20 protein-coding genes are annotated in these 18,832 nt (G+C 65.6%); 7 read left to right on the top strand and 13 right to left on the bottom strand.

All coding sequences use genetic code 11. The annotated features are described in order from the left end of the window. Window positions 1-201 precede the first annotated feature (201 nt). Both M3P36_RS07925 and chrA read left to right on the top strand, forming a co-directional pair. Window positions 202-3,063 carry a M16 family metallopeptidase gene (locus M3P36_RS07925; protein ID WP_249702763.1) on the top strand — a complete coding sequence of 954 codons (2,862 nt, stop codon included), beginning with the start codon at window positions 202-204 and terminating at the stop codon, window positions 3,061-3,063. Window positions 3,064-3,106: 43 nt separating this feature from the next. Then, window positions 3,107-4,306 carry a chromate efflux transporter gene (chrA, locus tag M3P36_RS07920; protein ID WP_249702706.1) on the top strand — a complete coding sequence of 400 codons (1,200 nt, stop codon included), beginning with the start codon at window positions 3,107-3,109 and terminating at the stop codon, window positions 4,304-4,306. Here the strand turns inward: chrA and M3P36_RS07915 are convergent. The 9 genes from M3P36_RS07915 to rpsU all read right to left on the bottom strand — a co-directional run bounded on the left by M3P36_RS07915 (window position 4,303) and on the right by rpsU (window position 11,589). Next, a complete protein-coding gene (locus tag M3P36_RS07915) occupies window positions 4,303-4,749 on the bottom strand; it encodes a tRNA (cytidine(34)-2'-O)-methyltransferase (RefSeq protein WP_349630557.1) in 447 nt (148 codons plus the stop codon). The two genes, chrA and M3P36_RS07915, sit on opposite strands and share 4 nt — an antisense overlap. 14 nt (window positions 4,750-4,763) lie before the next feature. Continuing rightward, entirely contained in the window at window positions 4,764-6,263 is a 1,500-nt protein-coding gene (gatB, locus tag M3P36_RS07910) for an Asp-tRNA(Asn)/Glu-tRNA(Gln) amidotransferase subunit GatB (protein WP_249702704.1), read from the bottom strand. Further along, window positions 6,260-6,541 (bottom strand): hypothetical protein, encoded by a 282-nt coding sequence (locus tag M3P36_RS07905; RefSeq protein WP_249702703.1) that lies wholly within the window; start codon window positions 6,539-6,541, stop codon window positions 6,260-6,262. Before M3P36_RS07905 ends, gatB begins: the two co-directional genes overlap by 4 nt. After that, window positions 6,541-7,101: an NAD(P)H-dependent oxidoreductase gene (locus M3P36_RS07900; RefSeq protein WP_249702702.1), complete on the bottom strand. Its 561-nt coding sequence runs from the start codon at window positions 7,099-7,101 to the stop codon at window positions 6,541-6,543. The genes M3P36_RS07905 and M3P36_RS07900 overlap by 1 nt, the downstream gene beginning before the upstream one ends. Window position 7,102: 1 nt before the next feature. After that, a complete protein-coding gene (gene gatA, locus M3P36_RS07895; protein ID WP_249702701.1) occupies window positions 7,103-8,587 on the bottom strand; it encodes an Asp-tRNA(Asn)/Glu-tRNA(Gln) amidotransferase subunit GatA in 1,485 nt (494 codons plus the stop codon). Continuing rightward, window positions 8,587-8,889, bottom strand: coding sequence for an Asp-tRNA(Asn)/Glu-tRNA(Gln) amidotransferase subunit GatC (gatC, locus tag M3P36_RS07890; protein ID WP_249702700.1), 303 nt, complete (start codon window positions 8,887-8,889; stop codon window positions 8,587-8,589). Before gatC ends, gatA begins: the two co-directional genes overlap by 1 nt. A 36-nt stretch (window positions 8,890-8,925) precedes the next feature. Beyond that, window positions 8,926-10,689, bottom strand: a complete 1,764-nt coding sequence (locus tag M3P36_RS07885) for a DUF4153 domain-containing protein (protein ID WP_249702699.1) — start codon at window positions 10,687-10,689, stop codon at window positions 8,926-8,928. 3 nt (window positions 10,690-10,692) lie between these two features. Continuing rightward, a complete protein-coding gene (locus tag M3P36_RS07880) occupies window positions 10,693-11,274 on the bottom strand; it encodes an FKBP-type peptidyl-prolyl cis-trans isomerase (protein ID WP_249702698.1) in 582 nt (193 codons plus the stop codon). Window positions 11,275-11,388: 114 nt separating this feature from the next. Then, complete coding sequence (gene rpsU / locus M3P36_RS07875) at window positions 11,389-11,589, bottom strand: 30S ribosomal protein S21 (protein WP_249702697.1); 201 nt, start codon at window positions 11,587-11,589, stop codon at window positions 11,389-11,391. Window positions 11,590-11,831: 242 nt separating this feature from the next. On the opposite strand from rpsU, the gene crcB reads away from it, so the two are divergent. The 5 genes from crcB to M3P36_RS07850 are packed head-to-tail and all read left to right on the top strand — an operon-like array spanning window position 11,832 to window position 15,197. Continuing rightward, window positions 11,832-12,239: a fluoride efflux transporter CrcB gene (gene crcB, locus M3P36_RS07870; protein ID WP_249702696.1), complete on the top strand. Its 408-nt coding sequence runs from the start codon at window positions 11,832-11,834 to the stop codon at window positions 12,237-12,239. After that, a complete protein-coding gene (locus tag M3P36_RS07865; protein ID WP_249702695.1) occupies window positions 12,236-13,573 on the top strand; it encodes an RluA family pseudouridine synthase in 1,338 nt (445 codons plus the stop codon). The genes crcB and M3P36_RS07865 overlap by 4 nt, the downstream gene beginning before the upstream one ends. Beyond that, a complete protein-coding gene (locus tag M3P36_RS07860) occupies window positions 13,570-14,253 on the top strand; it encodes an HAD-IA family hydrolase (protein WP_249702694.1) in 684 nt (227 codons plus the stop codon). The genes M3P36_RS07865 and M3P36_RS07860 overlap by 4 nt, the downstream gene beginning before the upstream one ends. Next, on the top strand, window positions 14,237-14,488 hold the full coding sequence (locus tag M3P36_RS07855; RefSeq protein WP_249702693.1) for a hypothetical protein: 252 nt from the start codon (window positions 14,237-14,239) through the stop codon (window positions 14,486-14,488). Before M3P36_RS07860 ends, M3P36_RS07855 begins: the two co-directional genes overlap by 17 nt. A 13-nt stretch (window positions 14,489-14,501) precedes the next feature. Then, the gene (locus M3P36_RS07850; protein WP_249702692.1) at window positions 14,502-15,197 is read left to right on the top strand and encodes an ATP12 family chaperone protein; all 696 of its coding nucleotides are present in this window, start codon (window positions 14,502-14,504) and stop codon (window positions 15,195-15,197) included. Here the strand turns inward: M3P36_RS07850 and M3P36_RS07845 are convergent, their stop codons facing one another. Genes M3P36_RS07845 through M3P36_RS07830 form a run of 4 tightly spaced genes read right to left on the bottom strand, consistent with a single transcriptional unit; the run spans window position 15,198 to window position 18,790 of the window. Then, window positions 15,198-15,785: an ABC-type transport auxiliary lipoprotein family protein gene (locus tag M3P36_RS07845; protein ID WP_249702691.1), complete on the bottom strand. Its 588-nt coding sequence runs from the start codon at window positions 15,783-15,785 to the stop codon at window positions 15,198-15,200. It lies immediately after the preceding gene. A gap of 35 nt (window positions 15,786-15,820) precedes the next feature. After that, entirely contained in the window at window positions 15,821-16,768 is a 948-nt protein-coding gene (locus M3P36_RS07840; protein WP_249702690.1) for an MlaD family protein, read from the bottom strand. Between the two features lie 10 nt (window positions 16,769-16,778). Beyond that, window positions 16,779-17,681: an ABC transporter ATP-binding protein gene (locus M3P36_RS07835; protein WP_249702762.1), complete on the bottom strand. Its 903-nt coding sequence runs from the start codon at window positions 17,679-17,681 to the stop codon at window positions 16,779-16,781. Next, the gene (locus M3P36_RS07830; RefSeq protein ID WP_249702689.1) at window positions 17,681-18,790 is read right to left on the bottom strand and encodes an MlaE family ABC transporter permease; all 1,110 of its coding nucleotides are present in this window, start codon (window positions 18,788-18,790) and stop codon (window positions 17,681-17,683) included. The genes M3P36_RS07835 and M3P36_RS07830 overlap by 1 nt, the downstream gene beginning before the upstream one ends. Window positions 18,791-18,832: the final 42 nt, after the last annotated feature.

The following is an 18,832-nucleotide window of genomic DNA, read 5'->3' as shown; positions in this document are numbered from 1 at the left end:
ACCTGTCGTTCGGCAAGTGTGTTAGCCCGTTAGATCGGCTGGCCGACACTACGATGCAAGACCTGCCGCGAAGTTCCTTGCCGCGCCAGTTTCACCCTTCGTCGATTTACGCACAATGATGTGGGTCAAGTGGTGCGAACTGGTGGCCGAAATGCTTGCCGAAACGCTGGACAGTCCATTCCACGGTGGTAGTTGATACAGATGAAACCGCTTCGCTATTTCTCCGCCCTCGTCCCCGCGATCCTGCTGGCCTCCTGCGCCACCCCGCAAGGTGCCGCGCCAATCGCTTCGGCACCGCCAGCAGTAACGCCCGCAGCGGACCTCGCCGCGCTGGTCGAGCAGGTAGACATTCCCTACGAGACCTTCACGCTCGACAACGGCCTTGTCACCATCGTCCACACCGATCGCAAGGCCCCGATCGTGGGGGTCACGGTCTATTACCGCGTGGGTTCCAAGCACGAACCGCGCGGCCGCACCGGCTTTGCCCACCTGTTCGAACACATCATGTTCACCGGCAGCGAGAACGTGGAGAATTTCGACATTCCGCTGGAAGGCGCAGGGTCCACCCCCACCAACGGTTCCACCTGGTTTGACCGCACGAACTATGTCGAAACCGTGCCGACCAGTGCGCTAGACTTGGCACTGATGATGGAAGCGGACCGCATGGGCTACCTGCTCGGCGCTGTCAGCCAGGAGCGGCTCGATGCCCAGCGCGGCGTGGTGCAGAATGAAAAGCGGCAGGGCGACAACCAGCCGTTCGGCTTGGTCGATTACCGGGTGAGCGAAGTGCTGCTGCCGGTGGGCCATCCCTATCGCCATTCCACCATCGGCTCGATGGCCGACCTGTCCGCCGCGACGCTGGAAGACGTGCGCAACTGGTTCCGCGACAACTATGGCCCCAACAACGTGGTGCTGGCGCTGGCGGGCGATATCGACGTTCCCACCGCGCGCGCCGCAGTGGAGCGCTGGTTCGGCGACATTCCGCGCGGGCCCGATGTGGTGACGGTGGATGCGGCGCCGGTCGATCTGCCAGCGCCCATCACCGAGGAAATGGCCGACCAGGTCAGCCAGGTCCGTGTGATGCGCAGCTGGACCGGCCCGGACCTGAACCATGCCGATGCCGTCCCGCTGCAGGTCGGCATGCACATCCTCGGCGGCCTCGCCACCTCGCGGCTCGACCTGTCGATGGTCTATGACGCGGAACTGGCAACCAGCGTCTATGCCAGTTTCCTCGCGTTGGAGCAGATCGGCTTCCTGTCCACCCAGTTCGACCTTGTCCCGGGCGAGGACCGCGCTGCGGCCGAAGCCTTGTTCGATGCCGAAATCGCGCGGCTGGTGGCCGAAGGACCGACGGCCGACGAAGTGCGCCGCGCGGCCACCCAGATCATCGCCGGTTCTGTCGGCAGCCTGGAAAGCGTGGGCGGCTTTGGCGGCAAGGGCATGGTCCTGGCCGAAGGGCTGCTCTATTCGGGCGATCCGGCGTTCTATCGCACCCAGCTGGAGCGTGTGGCAACAGTGACCCCGGCAGAAGTGCGCGATGCCATGCAACGCTGGCTCAACCGCCCGGCCTATACTCTGGCCGTGGTGCCGGGGGATCGCACGCTGGATGGCGGAGCAATGGGCGGCTGGGGTGACGAGGCGACCAATCCCCCGCCCGCGCCCGATGCCGGCGGCGGCCAGGTTGCCGCCCGCTCCGGCCCGCCGCGCGACCTGCCCGCCGTGGGCGAGGTTCCCGCGCTCGATTTCCCCGCCGCCCAGCGCGCCACGCTGTCGAACGGCACGCCCGTCACCCTGGTGCAGCGCGAAACCGTGCCCACCGTCACCATCGCCCTGACATTCGATGCAGGATCCGTGGTCGATGGCCCGGGCGAGGAAGGACGGCACCAGATGATGGTGGATATGCTGGCCGAAGGCACAACCACCCGCGACACCTTCGACATCCTGATCGCGCAGGAGGAACTGGGTGCCAGCGTGAGCGCGAGTGCAGGCGTCGATACGACCACGGTCAGGCTGACATCGCTGACCAGCAGCCTGCCGCAATCGCTGGGCCTGATGGCCGACATCACGCTCAACCCCAGCTTCGCTGAAGATGCCTTCGGCCGCGTGCAGACCCAGAGGCTGGCCGAAATCGACGAGGAGCGCACCCAGCCGGGCGAGCTGGCGAGCCGCGCCATGGGCCGCCTACTGTTCGGCGAAAACCCCTATGCCATGGCCTCGACCATCGGCACCAGCGAGGTGGTCCAGCGCCTGACCACGGCCGACCTGCGCGCCGAGCACAGCGAATGGTTCCGCCCCGATCTTGCCAGCTTCACCGTAGTGGGCGATATCGACATGGCCAGCCTCCTGCCGCTGCTAGAGGGCGCTTTCGGTGACTGGGCCCTGCTGCCCGCCGCCCGCCCCACCAAGGCCATCGACACGTCGATCCCGGCAGCCCGCCAACGCCTGGTCGTTATCGACCGGCCCAATTCGCCGCAATCGGTGCTGCTCATGGCCCGCCTGCTACCGCTGACCGGCCTGGCCCGAGGGACCGAGCCGCTGGAACTGGCGAATGAAGTGATGGGCAACGGCTTCCTGTCACGCCTCAACATGGACCTGCGCGAGACGCGGGGTTGGACCTATGGCGTACGCTCGAACCTGCCGGGCCGCGTGGGACCGCAAGCCTTCACCGTTTCCACCGCAGTCCAGGCCGATCGCACGGCGGATTCCATTCGCGCCATTGTCGAGCAGATGGAGGCCTTCCCGGACCAGCGCCCAGTCGATCAGGTGGAACTGCAGCGCGTGACCGACGGCAACGCGCGCGGCCTGCCTAACCGGTTCGAAACCAACGACCAGGTGCTCGAAGCCCTGCTGGCTAACAGGCTGTTCGGTCGACCGGACGACTACCAGGAACGCCTGCCGGAAATCTATCGCTCCATCGAAGCTGCCGATATCGATGCCGCCGCCGCGCAGTACCTCCACCCGCGCGATATGGCGATCGTGGTGGTGGGTGACCGCGCAGTGATCGATGACCAGATCGCCACCCTGGGCATGGAGGTGGAATACCTGGCAGCGGGAGAGCTTTAGTTTCGCGCATTGCGCAGCTAGTCAGGCAGCCTGAGGAGCCTGCATGACCCTGCCCGACAACAAGCTCCCGGCCGCACCACCGCAGATATCGCTGCCAGCCCTGTTCCTGAAATTCCTGCGCTTCGGCTGCCTCGCATTCGGAGGACCGATCGCGCAGATCGCCATGGTCAAGCAGGCGCTGGTGACAGAGGGGCGCTGGATCGAGCTCGAACGGTTTAACCGCCTGCTGGCGGTGATGCAGATCCTGCCCGGCCCGGAAGCGCACGAACTGTGCGTCCACATGGGCATCATTGCGCGTGGACGGATCGGCGGGATCCTGGCGGGGCTTGGCTTCATGCTGCCGGGCTTTATCCTGATGCTGGCTTGCGGCTTTGCCTATTCAACGCTGGTCGCCGGGCGCGACACCTTCGACAGCGTATTGCTAGGCGTGCAGGTAGCGGTGCTGGCGGTGATCGCCCGCGCGGTCCAGCGGATCGGCGGTCACGTGCTGACAGACAGATGGTTGTGGGCGCTGGGCTTCATCGCGGCAGCCGCCACCCTGGCGGACGTGCCGTTCTGGCTGCCCCTTGTGGCCGCCGCTTTTGCCTATGCCGGAAGCACTCGGCCGGGCCTGCGCGTTTTATTTGCCGCGCTCGCCATGGTGGCGGCCTATGCGCTGTTGCCAGCGACAGCTCCTGCACCCACGTTGCCTGGCGGTCCCGCGCAGGATGTCACCCTGCTGGCGCTGTTCGTGGCGGGGCTGAAAGGTGGGCTGCTGACCTTCGGCGGAGCCTATACTGCAATCCCCTATGTCAGGGAAGACACCGTGGGTCGCGGCTGGCTTGGCGACGGGGAGTTCCTTGACGGGGTCGCCTTTGCCAACATGCTGCCCGCCCCGCTGGTGATCTTCGCCACCTTCGCCGGCTATATCGCGGGCGGCGTACCGGGCGCTCTGGCCATCACGGCTGGCATGTTCCTACCCGCCTTCGCTTTCTCGCTGTTGCTGTTTGAGCGGCTGGAGGCCGTGATCGAGAACCAGCGCCTCCACCGCACGCTGGATGGCGTGGCTGCCGCTGTCGTGGGGGTCATTGCCGCCACCTTGTTACAACTGGGCGCCGCGGCGTGGGCTCGCCTGCCTGATCCGCTGCTGTCCGCACCGGTCTTCGTGCTCGCGCTGGCAGCCGCGTTTTCGTTGAAGGGCGGGTGGGTCGCCCCGGCGATAATTGCTGCTGGTGGCGCGGCTGGATGGGCGCTGTTCGGCTAGAGCTTGCCGCGTAGCGCCTGGTAGGCCGCCGCCGCCACGGTGTTGGCGAGGTTCAACGAGCGGATATGCTCCGACCGCATCGGCAGCCTGAACAGGCGGTCCGCGTGCTGCTCGATAATGGCTTTGGGCAGGCCCTTGGTCTCCTGCCCGAAAACCAGGATCGCATCGTCCGGATATTCCGGTTCATAGAAGCTGCTGCTGCCGAACTCCTCGAACAGGAACAACTGGTCATCACGCGGCTGGCGTTCTTCCAGGAAGGCAGCCCATGAACGGAATTCCACCAGCCGCACATGGGGCCAGTAATCCAGCCCCGACCGCTTCACTCGCGCATCGGTGATGGTGAAGCCGAGCGGATGGATCAGCACCAGTTCCATATCCAGCGCCACGCAGGTGCGCCCCACGGCGCCGGTATTGCCGGGGATTTCGGGATGGACGAGGACGATGGAAGGGCGCAGGGTCAGCCCAGCTTCGCCTTCAGCACGCTGTTGACCACGCCGGGGTTGGCCTTGCCCTGCATGGCTTTCATCGTCTGGCCCACGAAGAAGCCGAACAGGGCTTCCTTGCCGCCGCGATACTGTTCGACCTTGTCGGCATTGGCGGCGAGGACGGCATCGACGGCTGCCTCAATCGCGCCAGAGTCGCTCTGCTGCTTGAGGCCTTCGGTATCGGCCACCTCGGCGGGATCGCGGCCGGTTTTCAGGACGATCTCGTAGATCTCCTTGGCCTGCCCGCCGCTGATCTCGCCCTTGGCCTGCATGTCGAGGATCGCGGCCTGCGCCTCGGCGGTGGCGTGGGCGGGATTGGCTTCGTCGCCCAGCGCCTTCATCACGCCCGGCGCGACCGAGAGCGACCAGTTGGCGACCTGCGTGGCCACCTCGTTCTCGGGCTTGCCGATACCCCTGGCGGTGGCCGCCAACAGCGTTTCAAAGCGGGCAAACACTTCGACATCGGCGGTCAGTTCGCGCGCATTGTACTCGCTGAGGCCCAGTTCCTCGATATAGCGCTTGCGCTTGGCATCGGGCAGTTCAGGCAAGCTGGCGCGGCAATCGGCCAGGAACTGGTCATCGAGTTCCAGCGGCAGCAGGTCGGGATCGGGGAAATAGCGGTAATCGTGCGCGTCTTCCTTGCTGCGCATCGACCGCGTGGTGCCAGTGCCGGGATCGAACAGGCGGGTTTCCTGCACGATCGTGCCGCCATCCTCCAGCACGTCCACCTGGCGGCGCGCCTCGTGCTCGATCGCAGCCATGACGAAGCGGACGGAATTGACGTTCTTGGTCTCGGTCCGCGTGCCAAGCTCGGGGTCGCCCACCTTGCGCACCGACACGTTGACGTCGGCCCGCATCGAGCCTTCTTCCATGTTGCCGTCGCACGATCCGACATAGCGCAGGATGGCGCGCAGCTTGCGCACATAGGCCCCGGCCTCGGCGGGCGAAGTCATGTCCGGGCGGCTGACGATCTCCATCAGCGCCACGCCCACGCGGTTGAGGTCCACATAGGACATGGTCGGATGCTGGTCATGCATCAGCTTGCCGGCATCCTGTTCGATATGGATGCGTTCGATACCGATGATCTTGTCGTGCGGAATACCCGCCTTCTCGTCCGCCTCGATCAGCAGTTTCCCTTCGCCCACGATGGGGTGGTAGAGCTGGCTGATCTGGTAACCCTGCGGCAGGTCGGCATAGAAGTAGTTCTTACGGTCGAACCGGCTCCACTTGTTGATCTCAGCCTCGATCGCCATGCCGGTACGCACTGCCTGGCGGACGCATTCGGCATTGGGCACGGGCAGCATGCCGGGCATGGCGGCATCGACGAGGCTGACCTGCGCGTTCGGCTCCGCGCCGAATTCGGTGGAGGCGCCGCTGAACAGCTTGGCCTTGCTGGTGACCTGCGCATGGACCTCAAGGCCGATCACGACCTCCCAATCGCCCGTTGCGCCGTGGATGCGGTAGTTGCTCATACGTCCATCAAGTCCCTTGAGATTTCGGCATACCCGGACAGCTTTCGTTTCCCTTCGCTGTCCTGCATCAACACGTTTACCAGCCCGTCAAATTCGCCTGCATGGCGCTTCGACATATCTAATCTCCAACCCATATATGGGCCGTCCTCCACCTCACCAACCCAACCCTCGCCGTGCGGAAGAAGGTTGGCCCGAAATGCGGCAGGCTCATCAACCGTCGCCTTGCCATCGGTCCAACCCCACCCATTTTGTGGCCGGACGATCAGCGAACGTTTCATTAATTCGCCTCGGGCTTGGTGGCAGTCCACCCCTTGATACGGGCGGCAAATTCTTCCGCCACCCGCTCCCGGTCCGCATCGTCGTAATCATCCGCGCCGTAGGCAAGGAACGGCGGTTCGTAGGCGAAGTGGCTCTGGTTGGCGGTGCATTCCCACGGGCGCAGCAGTTCCTCCAGCGGATAGAGGTTCTGGCCACCGGGGCGGTAGGTGTCCTTGCCCTGCCCTGCGGTGGCCGCCACGAAGAACGGCAGCCCCTTCAGCCGCTTGCCCTCTTCCTTGTGGGTGAAGAACATGCGGTTCAGCACCAGGTCCTGCCACGCCATCGCCCGCGGGGTGGCGGCGAACCAGTGGATGGGGAACTGCACGCAGAGGCGGTCGGCCTGATAGAGCCGCTCGATCTCGGCATCCTCGGCGGCCTTCAGCTGCTCCTCGTGCGGGTAGAGGGCGTACATATCCACCGTCTCGACCCCATCCAGCCCCTCAACCGCAGCCGTCATCGCGGCATTCACCTTCGACGGCACATAGCCGGGGTGGAACTTGAGGATCAGCGTGCCGGGCATGCTACCACCAGCGCTCCGGTGCGGCGGTAAACCCAGCGCGCTGTTCGATGGCGAGGCCAGCATTCAGCACGCCCTGCTCGTCGAACACGTTGCCGATCAGTTGCAGGCCCAGCGGCAGGCCATCCTTGTTGAGGCCGCACGGAACGCTCATCGCGGGCAGACCAGCAAGGCTGGCAGGCACCGAGAACACGTCGTTCAGGTACATCGCCAAGGGATCGTCCACCTTGTCGCCCAGCGGGAACGAGGCGGTGGGCGTGGTCGGCGCGAGGATCACGTCGCACTTCTCGAAAGCGGCATCGAAATCGCGGCGGATCAGGGTGCGGACCTTCATGGCTTGCGTGTAGTAGGCGTCATAGAACCCGGCGCTGAGCACATAGGTTCCAATGAGGATGCGGCGCTTCACCTCGTCGCCGAAACCGGCGGCGCGGGTGGCGGCGTACATGTCCTGCAAGCCCGCACCATCGGGCAGGTCGCGCAGGCCGTACCGCACACCGTCATAGCGGGCGAGGTTGCTGGAGGCTTCGGCGGGCGCGACGATGTAGTAGGCGGGCAGCGCATACTTGGTGTGCGGCAGGCTGATTTCGACCACTTCGGCCCCTGCATCCTTCAGCCAGGCAATGCCATGGTCCCACGATTTGAGGATTTCCTCATCGGTCCCGTCCATCCGGTATTCGCGCGGAATGCCGACTTTCTTGCCGCGCAGGTCCGCGTTGAGCGAAGTGGACCAAGCGGGCACAGGCATGTCGAGGCTGGTTGAATCCTTGGGATCGAAGCCTGCCATCGCCTCCAGCATGATCGCGCAGTCTTCCACGCTGCGGGCCATCGGGCCTGCCTGGTCGAGCGACGAGGCGAAGGCGACGATGCCCCAGCGCGAGCAGCGGCCATAGGTCGGCTTGATGCCCGCAATGCCGGTGAAGGCGGCGGGCTGGCGGATCGATCCGCCGGTATCGGTGCCGGTCGCTGCAGGGCACAGCCGCGCGGCAATGGCGGCAGACGAGCCGCCGGAGGAGCCGCCGGGAGCAAGCGCGGCATTGCCGCCGTCATTGCGCCGCCACGGCGAGATCACATTGCCGAAATAGCTCGTTTCGTTCGACGAACCCATGGCGAACTGGTCAAGGTTCAGCTTGCCCAGCATCCCTGCTCCCGCGTCCCACAGCTTCTGCGATACGGTGCTTTCGTACTGCGGCGTGAAGCCTTCCAGGATGTGGCTGGCCGCCGTGGTCTGCACGCCGAGGGTGGCAAACAGGTCCTTCATGCCGATGGGCACGCCGGCCATCAGGCCCGCAGGCTTGCCCGCGGCGCGGGCTTCGTCGGCCTGCTTGGCAGCTTCCAGCGCGTGGTCGGGCGTGGTGACGATGAAGGCGTTGAGCGCCGAAGCGGCCGCGACATTGGCGTTGAACGCCTCTGCCACCTCAACCGCGGAAAACGCGCCCGAGGCCACGCCATCGCGGATGGCCTTTACGCCGAGATCGGTGAGGTTGGTCATTATTCGATCACCTTGGGCACGCCGAAGAAGCCGTGTTCGGCGGCAGGGGCATTGGCGAGGATGGCATCGCGCCTGCCGCCGCCGGTCAGGGGGTCGGCATCGACCACATCGGCGCGCAGGCGCAGCTTCTGCTCGATCACTGCGGTCATCGGCTCGACGGAGGACGTATCGACATCGCCCAGCTGCTCCACCCAGGCGAGGAGGTTGTTGAATTCGGGCACCATGCGGTCAAGCTCGTGCTCGTCCACATTGATGCGCGCCAGCGCGGCAATCTTGGCCACTTGTTCTCGGGTTACGGACATGGGCTGGCACTAGCGGCGAGCCTCAAAGCCTTCAAGCTATTCGGCGTCCTGGATAGTGATGAGCAGGCTTTCCATCGGTTGGCTGTCCACCGGCTCGCCGACCTTCTTGCCATCCACGTATATGTAACGGGTCATTTCCTCCCGCACTTCGACAACCGAATCCTCTGACAACGGGCCGGGATTCTCTGCCGCAACTTCACGTGGGTCTGCGGGCACAGCCGCAATTGTCTCCCCGTCCGCACCTACTGCTGGCAAGTCTACGGTTTCGTAACCGTACCGCTGGACCAACGCGATCCGATGGCTGCCTGCGGGCAGTTCGCCAAGATCAAGCGCGACACAGTAATCTGCGCAGCGCCATGGTTCGTAATCGAGGAATGCCTCGACCCGCCCGCGCAAGGCTGGATCGTCAGTCTCTAGGCGCAGGGTGCCGACAAAGCCCCTTCCAACCAGATCGCGATTCCAATCCCACACCCGCTCGGTCTGCGCGAGTGCCGCCGTGGCCAGTTCAGCCACGTCGCCCTCACCCTCGGCCAGCCGCGCCAGCGCCCGCCGCCCGGCATCGCCGAAATCCCAGCGCAGCGCGGTGAAATCGAACTCCTGCGCGCTCACCCGCCCCGATTCGAGCCGGGCCACCTGCTGGCGCGCCGAAATCGCGCCGAAATCGAATAGCGGCAGGGCCAGGATTAGGGCCAGCACGCAGGTCGCAGCGGCGAGGTGGAGGTTGGCGTCACGCAGACGCGCAGCCCAGTCCTTCCTCAAACCGCGCACGAGGCCAGCCCAGTAAGCCAGGCCATAGGCCACGGCCACGATCACCGCGATCAGGCCCCAGATCCGTTCGGGCGACAGGCCGTGCTGGTCGATGCGGATGCCCATGGAAACCGCCGCGAACAGGGCCAGCGGCAGCACGCCTGCGGCCAGCACCACGCCCACCACGCGCAGCACACGGTTGCGGCTGATCGCCTCGCCATCGTCGCGCACGATCGAATTGGCCAGCACGAAGCAGCCGACCGCGCAGGTGAGCAGCACCGGGGTCGCCGCATCGGTCGCATCCCACAGTGCCTGCCCGCCGGACGCTGCCAGCGCGACGAGGAACACCGCCAGCGCCAGCGCCAGCGGCACGGCCAGCAGCGAAAGCACGATCAGCACCACATTCTGCAAGGAACCGATGATCTTGAGGTTGTTGCGCAGCACCCCCAACGCCGTGCCGAAGGCCCCGCCGCTCCAGACCCAGCCGAACCATTCCTCGCGCACAAGGTTCTCGATCACGTCGATCCCCACCAGCCCCAGCAACTGGTCGAGCAGGAGCAGCATCAGCCACGACAGGCCGGTAAAGGCCAGCGCGCCCGCGCCGCTGATGGCGTCGGTCCAGACGTGGAAATGGGTGAGCTTGTAATCGGTGGCGAACCGCGTGCGGTGGAACTGCGCCTGGAACAGCGGCAGCGATATGACCACGGCGAAGACGCCGGCGGCAAAGGCGAACTCGCGCCCGGCCCAGACGTTCTCGCTGCGCAGCACCTGCCAGGCGATCCCGCTCATGACCAAGCCGACGATGAGCGCGAACACGGAAGCTTCAACCCATCGACGCGGACCGAGGGCGAAGGCGGCAGACATCGCACCGAAGAACACGAAGGCCGCGCCCGCACCATCGATCGGGTCGGGCGTGTTGCCGTCGAACAGGAAGTGGAGCAGCAGCCCTGCAGACGCAAGAATGGCCGCCAGCACCCAGGGGCGCGGCGGCCAATCTTGAAGGACAACCTCGGGGTCGGGCGCGCTATCCACTGCCGCGCCCCCCTCTGCCATGGCTTACTGTGCCGGAGCCGGAGCCCCGCCCTCCCCGTCGGCAGCGCCTGCCTGGGCCGCCATCATCGCTTCGTTGATCTGCTGCGAGCGTTCCTGCACCTGTGCGGGCGTCAGGAAATCATGCAGCGTGACTTCGAAGGTCAGTTCGGCATTGGGCGGAATGGGCGAGCCGGGAGGCGGCGTGGCGCCATAGGCCAGGTGGCCCGGAATCGTGACTTCGTAGGTGCCGCCCTTCTGCATCTGCATCAGCGCCTCGCGGAAGCCGGGGATCGCGGTGGACAGTTCCATCGGCACGCCGGTCGGGATCAGGTGGTCGATCTCGGGCGGGATGCCGCTGCGCGGGGGCGACTGGTCGAACACCGTGCCGTCTTCCAGCTTGCCGACATATTCGATGAAGGCCAGGTCATCCTCGGCCGGGCTGGCGCCTTCGCCGGCCGTCACCACATCGACATCGACTGTCTCTTCGCGGGTCAGGAACCACGCCACCGCGCCGGCCAGCAGCGCGCCGACGAGCACGCCGAGCCAGAACTTCATCATCGAGCCCGAAGCGATGGGCTGCAGCGGTACGCGGGTAACTTCGGTCATCGGGGGGTGATCCTGAAAAGAACGGATTACGTGGGTATTCGAAACAAACAAAAAGGGGCGCGAGAGATGCCTCTCCACGCCCCTGTTTGAAATGCTTGCGCTAAAGGCGCAAGCTCAGCCGTCACGCTCCAGGCGCTTGCGCTCCATCTTGCGGGCGCGGCGCACGGCGGCGGCCTTTTCACGGGCGCGCTTTTCGCTGGGCTTTTCATAATGGCGGCGCAGCTTCATCTCGCGATACACGCCTTCGCGCTGCAGCTTCTTCTTGAGAGCGCGCAGTGCCTGCTCGACATTGTTATCGCGAACCATGATCTGCATAAAACCAAGCCACCTTTTCTAATCGGTCAAATGGTCCGAATCCCGCTTGCAACTGGCGCGGGGCACTGGACCCGTAAAACAAAGGATGTTGCGCCGAATCCGGTGAAGGAACGGCAATATTGGGCGCGCCCTAAGCGAATTCGTGGGCAAAGGCAAGCGCCGGAAAGCACCTGCGTGCTCGCCGTCGCACGCGCCTGCGACAAGCCTTCCGAAACCGCGCACATCAGTCTAAGGCACAGACCATGTCCATGTCTTCCCCATTTGCCGCCACCCTCTATGTCGCTGTCGGCGGTGCCGCAGGATCGGTGCTGCGCTACCAGCTAGGCCGCCTGATGACAGTCTGGCTCGGCCCTGTGCCGATGTCGGTCTTTCCCTGGGCCACGCTGGCGGTCAACACCATCGGCAGCCTCGCCATGGGTTTCCTGGCGGGCTTCCTCGTGCGGATGGGGGCGGAAACCGATGGCTGGCGGCTGCTGGTGGGCATCGGCCTGCTGGGCGGCTTCACCACCTTTTCCGCCTTCAGCCTGGAAATGGCCATGCTGATCCAGCGCGGGCAGGTCGGGATTGCCGGGCTCTATGCCCTGCTGTCGCTGGGTCTGGGCGTCAGCGGCCTGATCTTCGGCCTCGCCATCGCGCGGCTCGGCACATGAGCTACGATCCGCACGACAACGCTGGCGAGGGTGCCGAGCGTCCGAAGGCCCAGAAGGCAAGAACCGAAGCGCCCGACGACAAGAACGTGCGCCAGTTCACCGTCCAGCAGGATGATGACGGCGTCCGGCTCGACCGCTGGTTCAAGCGCCACCTGCCGCAGGTCGGCTTCGGCACGGTATCGCGCTGGGCGCGCACCGGTCAGCTCAGAGTCGATGGCAAGCGGGCGAAGCCCGATGACCGCATCGCCACAGGCCAGGTCGTGCGCGTGCCGCCGGGTGGTGACGATCCGGCCAAGAAGGGCCCCACCCGCCACGTTCTTTCGCCAGAGGACGAGGCCGAGGCCGAAGCCATGCTGATCCGCCGCAGCAAGTCGGCCCTGGTGCTCAACAAGCCGCCGGGCCTGGCCACCCAGGGCGGCACCAAGACATCGCGCCATGTCGATGGCCTGCTCGATGCATATGCCGAGCCCCACGAACCGCGCCCGCGCCTCGTGCACCGGCTGGACAAGGATACGTCCGGCGTGCTGCTCGTGGCCCGCAGCGCTGGCAGCGCGGCGTTTTTTTCCAAGCGCTTTTCCGGGCGCAGTGCCAAGAAGATCTACTGGGCGCTGGTGGTCGGCGTCCCGCAGCTGAAGGCGGGTACGATCGAGGCGCCAATTGCCAAGCAGCCGGGCAGCGGCGGCGAGAAGATGCATGTCGATCTGGAGCACGGGCAAGCGGCCAAGACCCTCTATCGCGTGGTGGACAAGGCGGGCAACCGCGCCTCGTGGGTGGAACTGCAGCCCATGACCGGCCGCACCCACCAGTTGCGCGTCCACATGGCGGCCATCGGCCACCCGATCGTGGGTGACGGCAAATACGGTGGGCCCGATGCCTTCCTGACCGGCACGATCAGCCGCAAGATGCACCTCCACGCGCGCCGCCTGATCATCGAGGCACCGGATGGCGAACTGATCGACGAGACGGCCGAACTGCCCGAACACTTTGCCGCCAGCATGGAACAGCTTGGCTTCGACGAACTGATGAGCGATGCCGAGCCCGAAGCCGGCCGCCAGCCGCGTTCAAAGGAAGAGGAAAAGCAGGCCTCGAAAGCCCACGCCAAGCTCTACCGCAAGGAACGCCGGGGCGAGCGCAAGACCGGCGAGCGGCGGCCGGGCGAGCGCGGCAAGGCGCCGGGTGATCGCAAGGGTGCGGGCGACCGCAAGACCGCTGGTGATCGCAAGACCACAGGTGATCGCAAGCCAGCCGGTGCGCGAAAGCCCGCAGGCCCGCGCAAACCCGCTGCTGCGAAAAAGCCGGGAGGGGCACCGAAGCCGGCAAGGCCGCGCAAGTGAGGGCCTTTCGCCCGAACGCCACTCGTCTCGCGATCTTCGATTGTGACGGCACCTTGTCCGATGGCCAGGCTGCCGTGTGCCGGGCGATGGATACGGCCTTCGACCTCGCCGGCCTGCCCGCGCCAATTCCCGCGCAGGTCCGCCGCATCGTCGGCCTCAGCCTGCCGCAGGCCGTGCTGAGCCTAGTGCCCGACGCGCCGGAAGAACAGCGGCTACACGCGGTCGATGCCTACAAGACCGCCTTTCGCGCAGCCCGGCTGGATGGATCACTGCACGAACCGCTGTTTCCCGGCGTGGAAGCGCTGGTCCGCTCGCTCCATGCTCGTGGCTGGGTGCTGGGTGTCGCCACCGGCAAGAGCGACCGGGGCCTGCGCGCCACACTGGCCGCCAACGGCCTGCTCGATTGCTTTGCCACGCTGCAGACTGCCGACCGCCACCCCTCGAAGCCCGATCCCGCCATGCTGCTGGCGGCGATGGACGAGGTTTCCGCCAGCCCTGCCCGGACCGTGATGATCGGCGATACCGCCTATGACATGCTGGCCGCCGGGGCCGCAGGAACCATGGCGCTGGGCGTGGGCTGGGGCTATCATGAGCCGCACGAACTGCTTGGTGCCGGAGCCAGCGCGGTCGCCGGTTCGGCGGGGGAACTGGAGGAGATGCTCGATGCAATCGGAGAGTGACACGGCGGCCGAGAGGGAAGCGAAAGCCAGGGGCCGGTTCATGGCGATCGCCGCCATGCGCTTTGCCGGGGTGGCGATGATCCTGCTGGGCATCGCAATACTGCAACGCATGGTCGACCTGCCCGACTGGGCCGCCTACCTGCTGATCGTGCTGGGCATGGTGGAAACCTTCGTCATGCCGCAAGTTTTCGCCCGCCTGTGGCGCACCGGCGACAGGCTGCCGCCCAGGAAATGAGGCGGGCTGACAAATGAAGCGTTTCTACTCCGAAGTGTCCGTGGCGCAGGCCGATGGCGGCTGGCGGATCATGCTCGATGGCCGGCCCATCCGCACTGCCAACGGATCGCCACAAGTCCTGTCGACGGCGCCGCTGGCCGAATTGCTAGCCGGCGAATGGCGCGTCCAGGGCGAGGAGATCGACCCGGCAAGCTTCATCATGCGCGACATGGCGGACTATGCGATCGACGTGGTGCGGCCAGATCGCACGGCCACGCTGGCCAAGCTGATGTCCTATGCCGAAACCGACACCCTGTGTTACCGCGCCGACCCGGACGAGCCGAGCTATCAGCGCCAGCGCGAGCTGTGGGAGCCGCTGGTGACGGGCTGCGAGGCCCGGCTGGGCGTGTCGATCGTGCGGGTCAGCGGTGTGCTCCACCGTCCGCAGAAGCCCGAAGCCCTCGCCGCTATGCGTGCAGAGCTGGAACCGCTGGATGATTTCGCCCTGGCGGGGCTGGTCAACCTCGCCTCGCTGTCGGCCTCGCTCATTACCGCGCTGGCAGCGCTGGAACCCGGCGCCGATGCGCCGAGCCTGTTCACCGCGTCCAATGCTGAGGAGGACTGGCAGGCCGAACTGTGGGGCTGGGAACACAACGCCGAACAACGCCGCGCCAACCGGGCGGAAGCATTCGGGTTGGCGCTAGACTTTATCAGGGCCGCGCGGACCTGATTACCCCACCCAGTCCGCCACCTGCGCCGCCACGTCGTTGGCCGCGCGATTGAGGGCGGGGCCAACCAGGGTGGCATCGGCGGGTACGCCGGTTACTTCGCTCTCGAACCGGCGGGTGCGGACCGTGCCATCGGGCAGGCGCAGCATGGCATCGTAGCGCACGATCACGCGGCCACGCGTCGCATCGTAACCCATCGCAAGCAAGTCACCGCCCAGTGCGGTCTGCGCGGCATATTCAAGCTCTCCCGCGCCCACCACCAGCCGACCGCCGCGCGAGCGGATGGTCTCGGCCAGCACGCGCTGGAACAGGCGGGCGGGCTTTTCCGACCAGACCGCGTCCTGCAGGTAGGCGAGCGAATTGGCATTCACCTGGACCGGCACGCGCAATACGTCGAGGTGATGCGGCACCGAAGGCTCGGTCACGGCCAGGGCACCCGCCACGTCACCCTCGGACGTGGCGCCGGCAGCCACCGTGGCCACGGAGGTCAGGGTGTAGAGCTGTTCAGGTGGCTTGCCGCCCGCCCCTATGCTGACACAACCGGCCAGGAGCATTGCACCAAGGGCGGCAAGAACGGGCTTGATTGGCATGCAGGATGCTCCTGTCGCGCGCGGGACCGGGATGATCATGGCTTGTAATCCGGCAGGGGCCTGGAGTTCAGCAGGGATCCGGCGCCCTCGCTGGCGAGTGTATCGGTCAACCCGCGCAGGGTTTCGCTGGTCCGCCTGAGGTCGCGCATCGTGGCTTCGGCGGCGGGCAGCGTGTTCTCGTTCAACTGGCGTGAGATTGGCTCAACCTGGCCTAGCGTGGTTTCCAGCGCCGCGGCTGCCTGGCGGGCCGAGGCGAGAGTCTGCCGCAGGTCGGCCGCGAGCGGCTGGCCTTCGTTCTCCAGCAGGGCATCGGCGCTGTTCAGCGTATCCTCGAACGCCGCCAGCGTCAGCGTGGACTGGGCCAGCGTCGATTGCAGTTCCACCATTGTCCGGCGGATTTCCGGCGAGGCGGAAGCCAGTTCGGCGCTGATCGCATTGGTATTGCGCAGGATGCCGCCGATCGATGCCTGGTTGTCATCGTCCAGCACACGGGTCAGCCGGTCGGTCAGCGTGGCCAGCCGTTCCAGCAGCAGCGGCGCGCTCGAAAGGATTTCGTCGATGGCCCCGCCCGCAGGCGGGATCACCGGCACACCTTCGAGGCAGGCCGTCGTCTCGCAGGTGATCGGTGCCGCACCGCGCCGGGCGCCCTCGAGGTTGAGCGTGGACACGCCGGTGAAGCTGAACGAGATTGCCGCCGTGGTGCCAACCAGTACCGGCACGGAATCCTCCACCCGGATGCGCACCCGGACATATTCCGGATCGCGTTCCCACAGCTCGATCTCGGTCACCTGGCCCACCGGCACACCGCTGAAGGCGACCGACGATCCGCGCGCCAGCCCGCCGACCGATTGCTGGAAGAAGATGTCGTATTCCTTGCGGTTGGTATCGCCCAGTCTGGCCAGCCAGACAAAGAACACCGCCGCCAGGGCCAGCAGCAGCAGGGTGACGACCCCGACCCAGATATGATTGGCGCGTGTTTCCATGGTGCCCCCGCTATGCCCCGCCTGCCGCTGGCTTGTCTATCGCTTTGGCCGGTCCCGTTGTTTTGGCGGATGCCCCTGCCCCCTTCGGCCTCTGGCTGCCCGCATGGGCCACCCGCCCGCGCGGACCGTTGAAATATTCCTGGATCCACGGATGATCGCTTTCCATCAGTTCCTCAATCGGACCCACCGCGATCACCTGCTTGTCGGCCAGGACGGCGACCCGGTCGCAGATGGCGTGCAGGGTATCGAGGTCGTGGGTAATGAGGAACACTGTCAGCTCAAGCGTATCGGCCAGTTCGCGCAGCAGTTCATCGAACTTGGCAGCGCCGATGGGATCGAGCCCGGCGGTCGGTTCATCGAGAAACAGCAGTTCAGGGTCGAGCGCCAGCGCGCGGGCGAGGCCAGCGCGCTTCTTCATCCCGCCCGAAAGCTCGGACGGATACTTGCTGGCCGTTTCTGCCGGAAGGCCGCTCAGCACGGTCTTGTAGCCGGCGATTTCGTCAAGCAACTGCTGCGACAGCTCGGGGTAAAACTGCTTGAGGGGAACCTGCACATTCTCCCCAACGGTCAGGGTGGAAAACAGTGCCCCGCCTTGGAACAGGACGCCCCAACGATTGCGCAGGCCGATCTCGTCATCATCCTCTTTGGCGCGGATATCCTTGCCCAGCACCTCGATGGTGCCTTCGTCGGGGATCTGCAAGCCGATGATCGAGCGCATCAGCACCGATTTGCCCGTACCCGATCCGCCGACCACACCAAGGATTTCCCCGCGCTTCACCTTGAGGTCGAGATTTTCGTGGACCGCGAAATCGCCGAAGCGGTTGACCAGCCCTTCGATCACGATCGTGTATTCGCCGTCGAAAGTCTCGTCCGACAGGTCGGGATTGACCGGCAGATCATCAATGTCCGCCATCATGCCCAGCCGATCTTGGTGAAGAAGATGGCGAAGAAGGCGTCGAGCACGATGACCATGAAGATCGCCTGGACCACCGCCTTGGTAGTGCGGGTGCCCACTTCCTCCGCATTCCCTTCTACGCGCAAGCCCTGGTAGCAGCCCGCCATGGCCACGATCAGGCCGAACACCGGCGCCTTGGCCATACCGACGTAGAAATCATAGACCGGCACCACTTCCTGGATGCGCGACAGGAAGGTGAGGAAGGGAATGCCGAGCGAGACATCGGCGAGCACCGCGCCGCCCAGAATGCCCATGCAGGCCGAATAGAAGCCCAGCAGCGGCATCATGATCACCGCCGCCAGGATCCGCGGCACGACCAGCGCTTCCATAGGCGAGACGCCAATCGTGCGCATGGCGTCGATTTCCTCGGTCAGCTTCATCGTGCCAAGTTGCGCGGCAAAGGCGCTGCCCGAACGACCCGCCACCATGATCGCGGTCATCAGCACGCCCAGTTCGCGCAAGGTGATGCGGCCGACAAGATTGACCGTCAGCGTCTCGGCCCCGAACTGGGCAAGTTGCACTGCGCCCTGCTGGGCGATGACGATGCCGATCAGGAAGCTCATCAGGCCGATAATCGGCAGGCTGGTCACGCCGACCAGCTCCATCTGGTGGACCACTGCGCGCAGGCGGAAGCGCGACGGGTGGCGGATCACCCCGGCAAACGCCATGATCACCGCACCCAGGAAGCCCAGGTTGTGCTTGCCTTCATGCACCGCCCCGGTCACGAAAGTGCCGACCTGTTCGGGCACGCGGGTTATCAGGCGGTCGAGTACCGGCGAGATCGGCTCGGCGCTGGCACTGCCGGTCACCGTGTCGATCAGGATCTCGGCCTGCTCGCTGGCGCCCAGCACTTCGGCCTGCTGTTCCTCGGCAAAGCGGTGGATGACCCAGGCCCCCACCGTATCGATCGGCGCGGCCTTCGAAATGTCCACGAATTGCACCGGACCTTCCACCGTCCGCAGGGCGGCATCGAGCTTGCCGATGGTCGAGACCAGCAAGGGCCCGGTCACCACCAGTGTGGTTCGCCCCCCCGCTTCCTCGATGGTGTAGTCTGCCCATTCACGCATGATTGCACCAGCTATGCTGGCAAAAGGAGGCGCGGGCAAGGC

The sequence above is a fragment of the Altererythrobacter sp. KTW20L genome (genome assembly GCF_023501975.1).
GTDB lineage: Bacteria > Pseudomonadota > Alphaproteobacteria > Sphingomonadales > Sphingomonadaceae > Alteraurantiacibacter.
The sequence above is the reverse complement of the archived record's forward strand: the minus strand, read 5'-3'. Positions and strand labels throughout refer to the sequence as shown.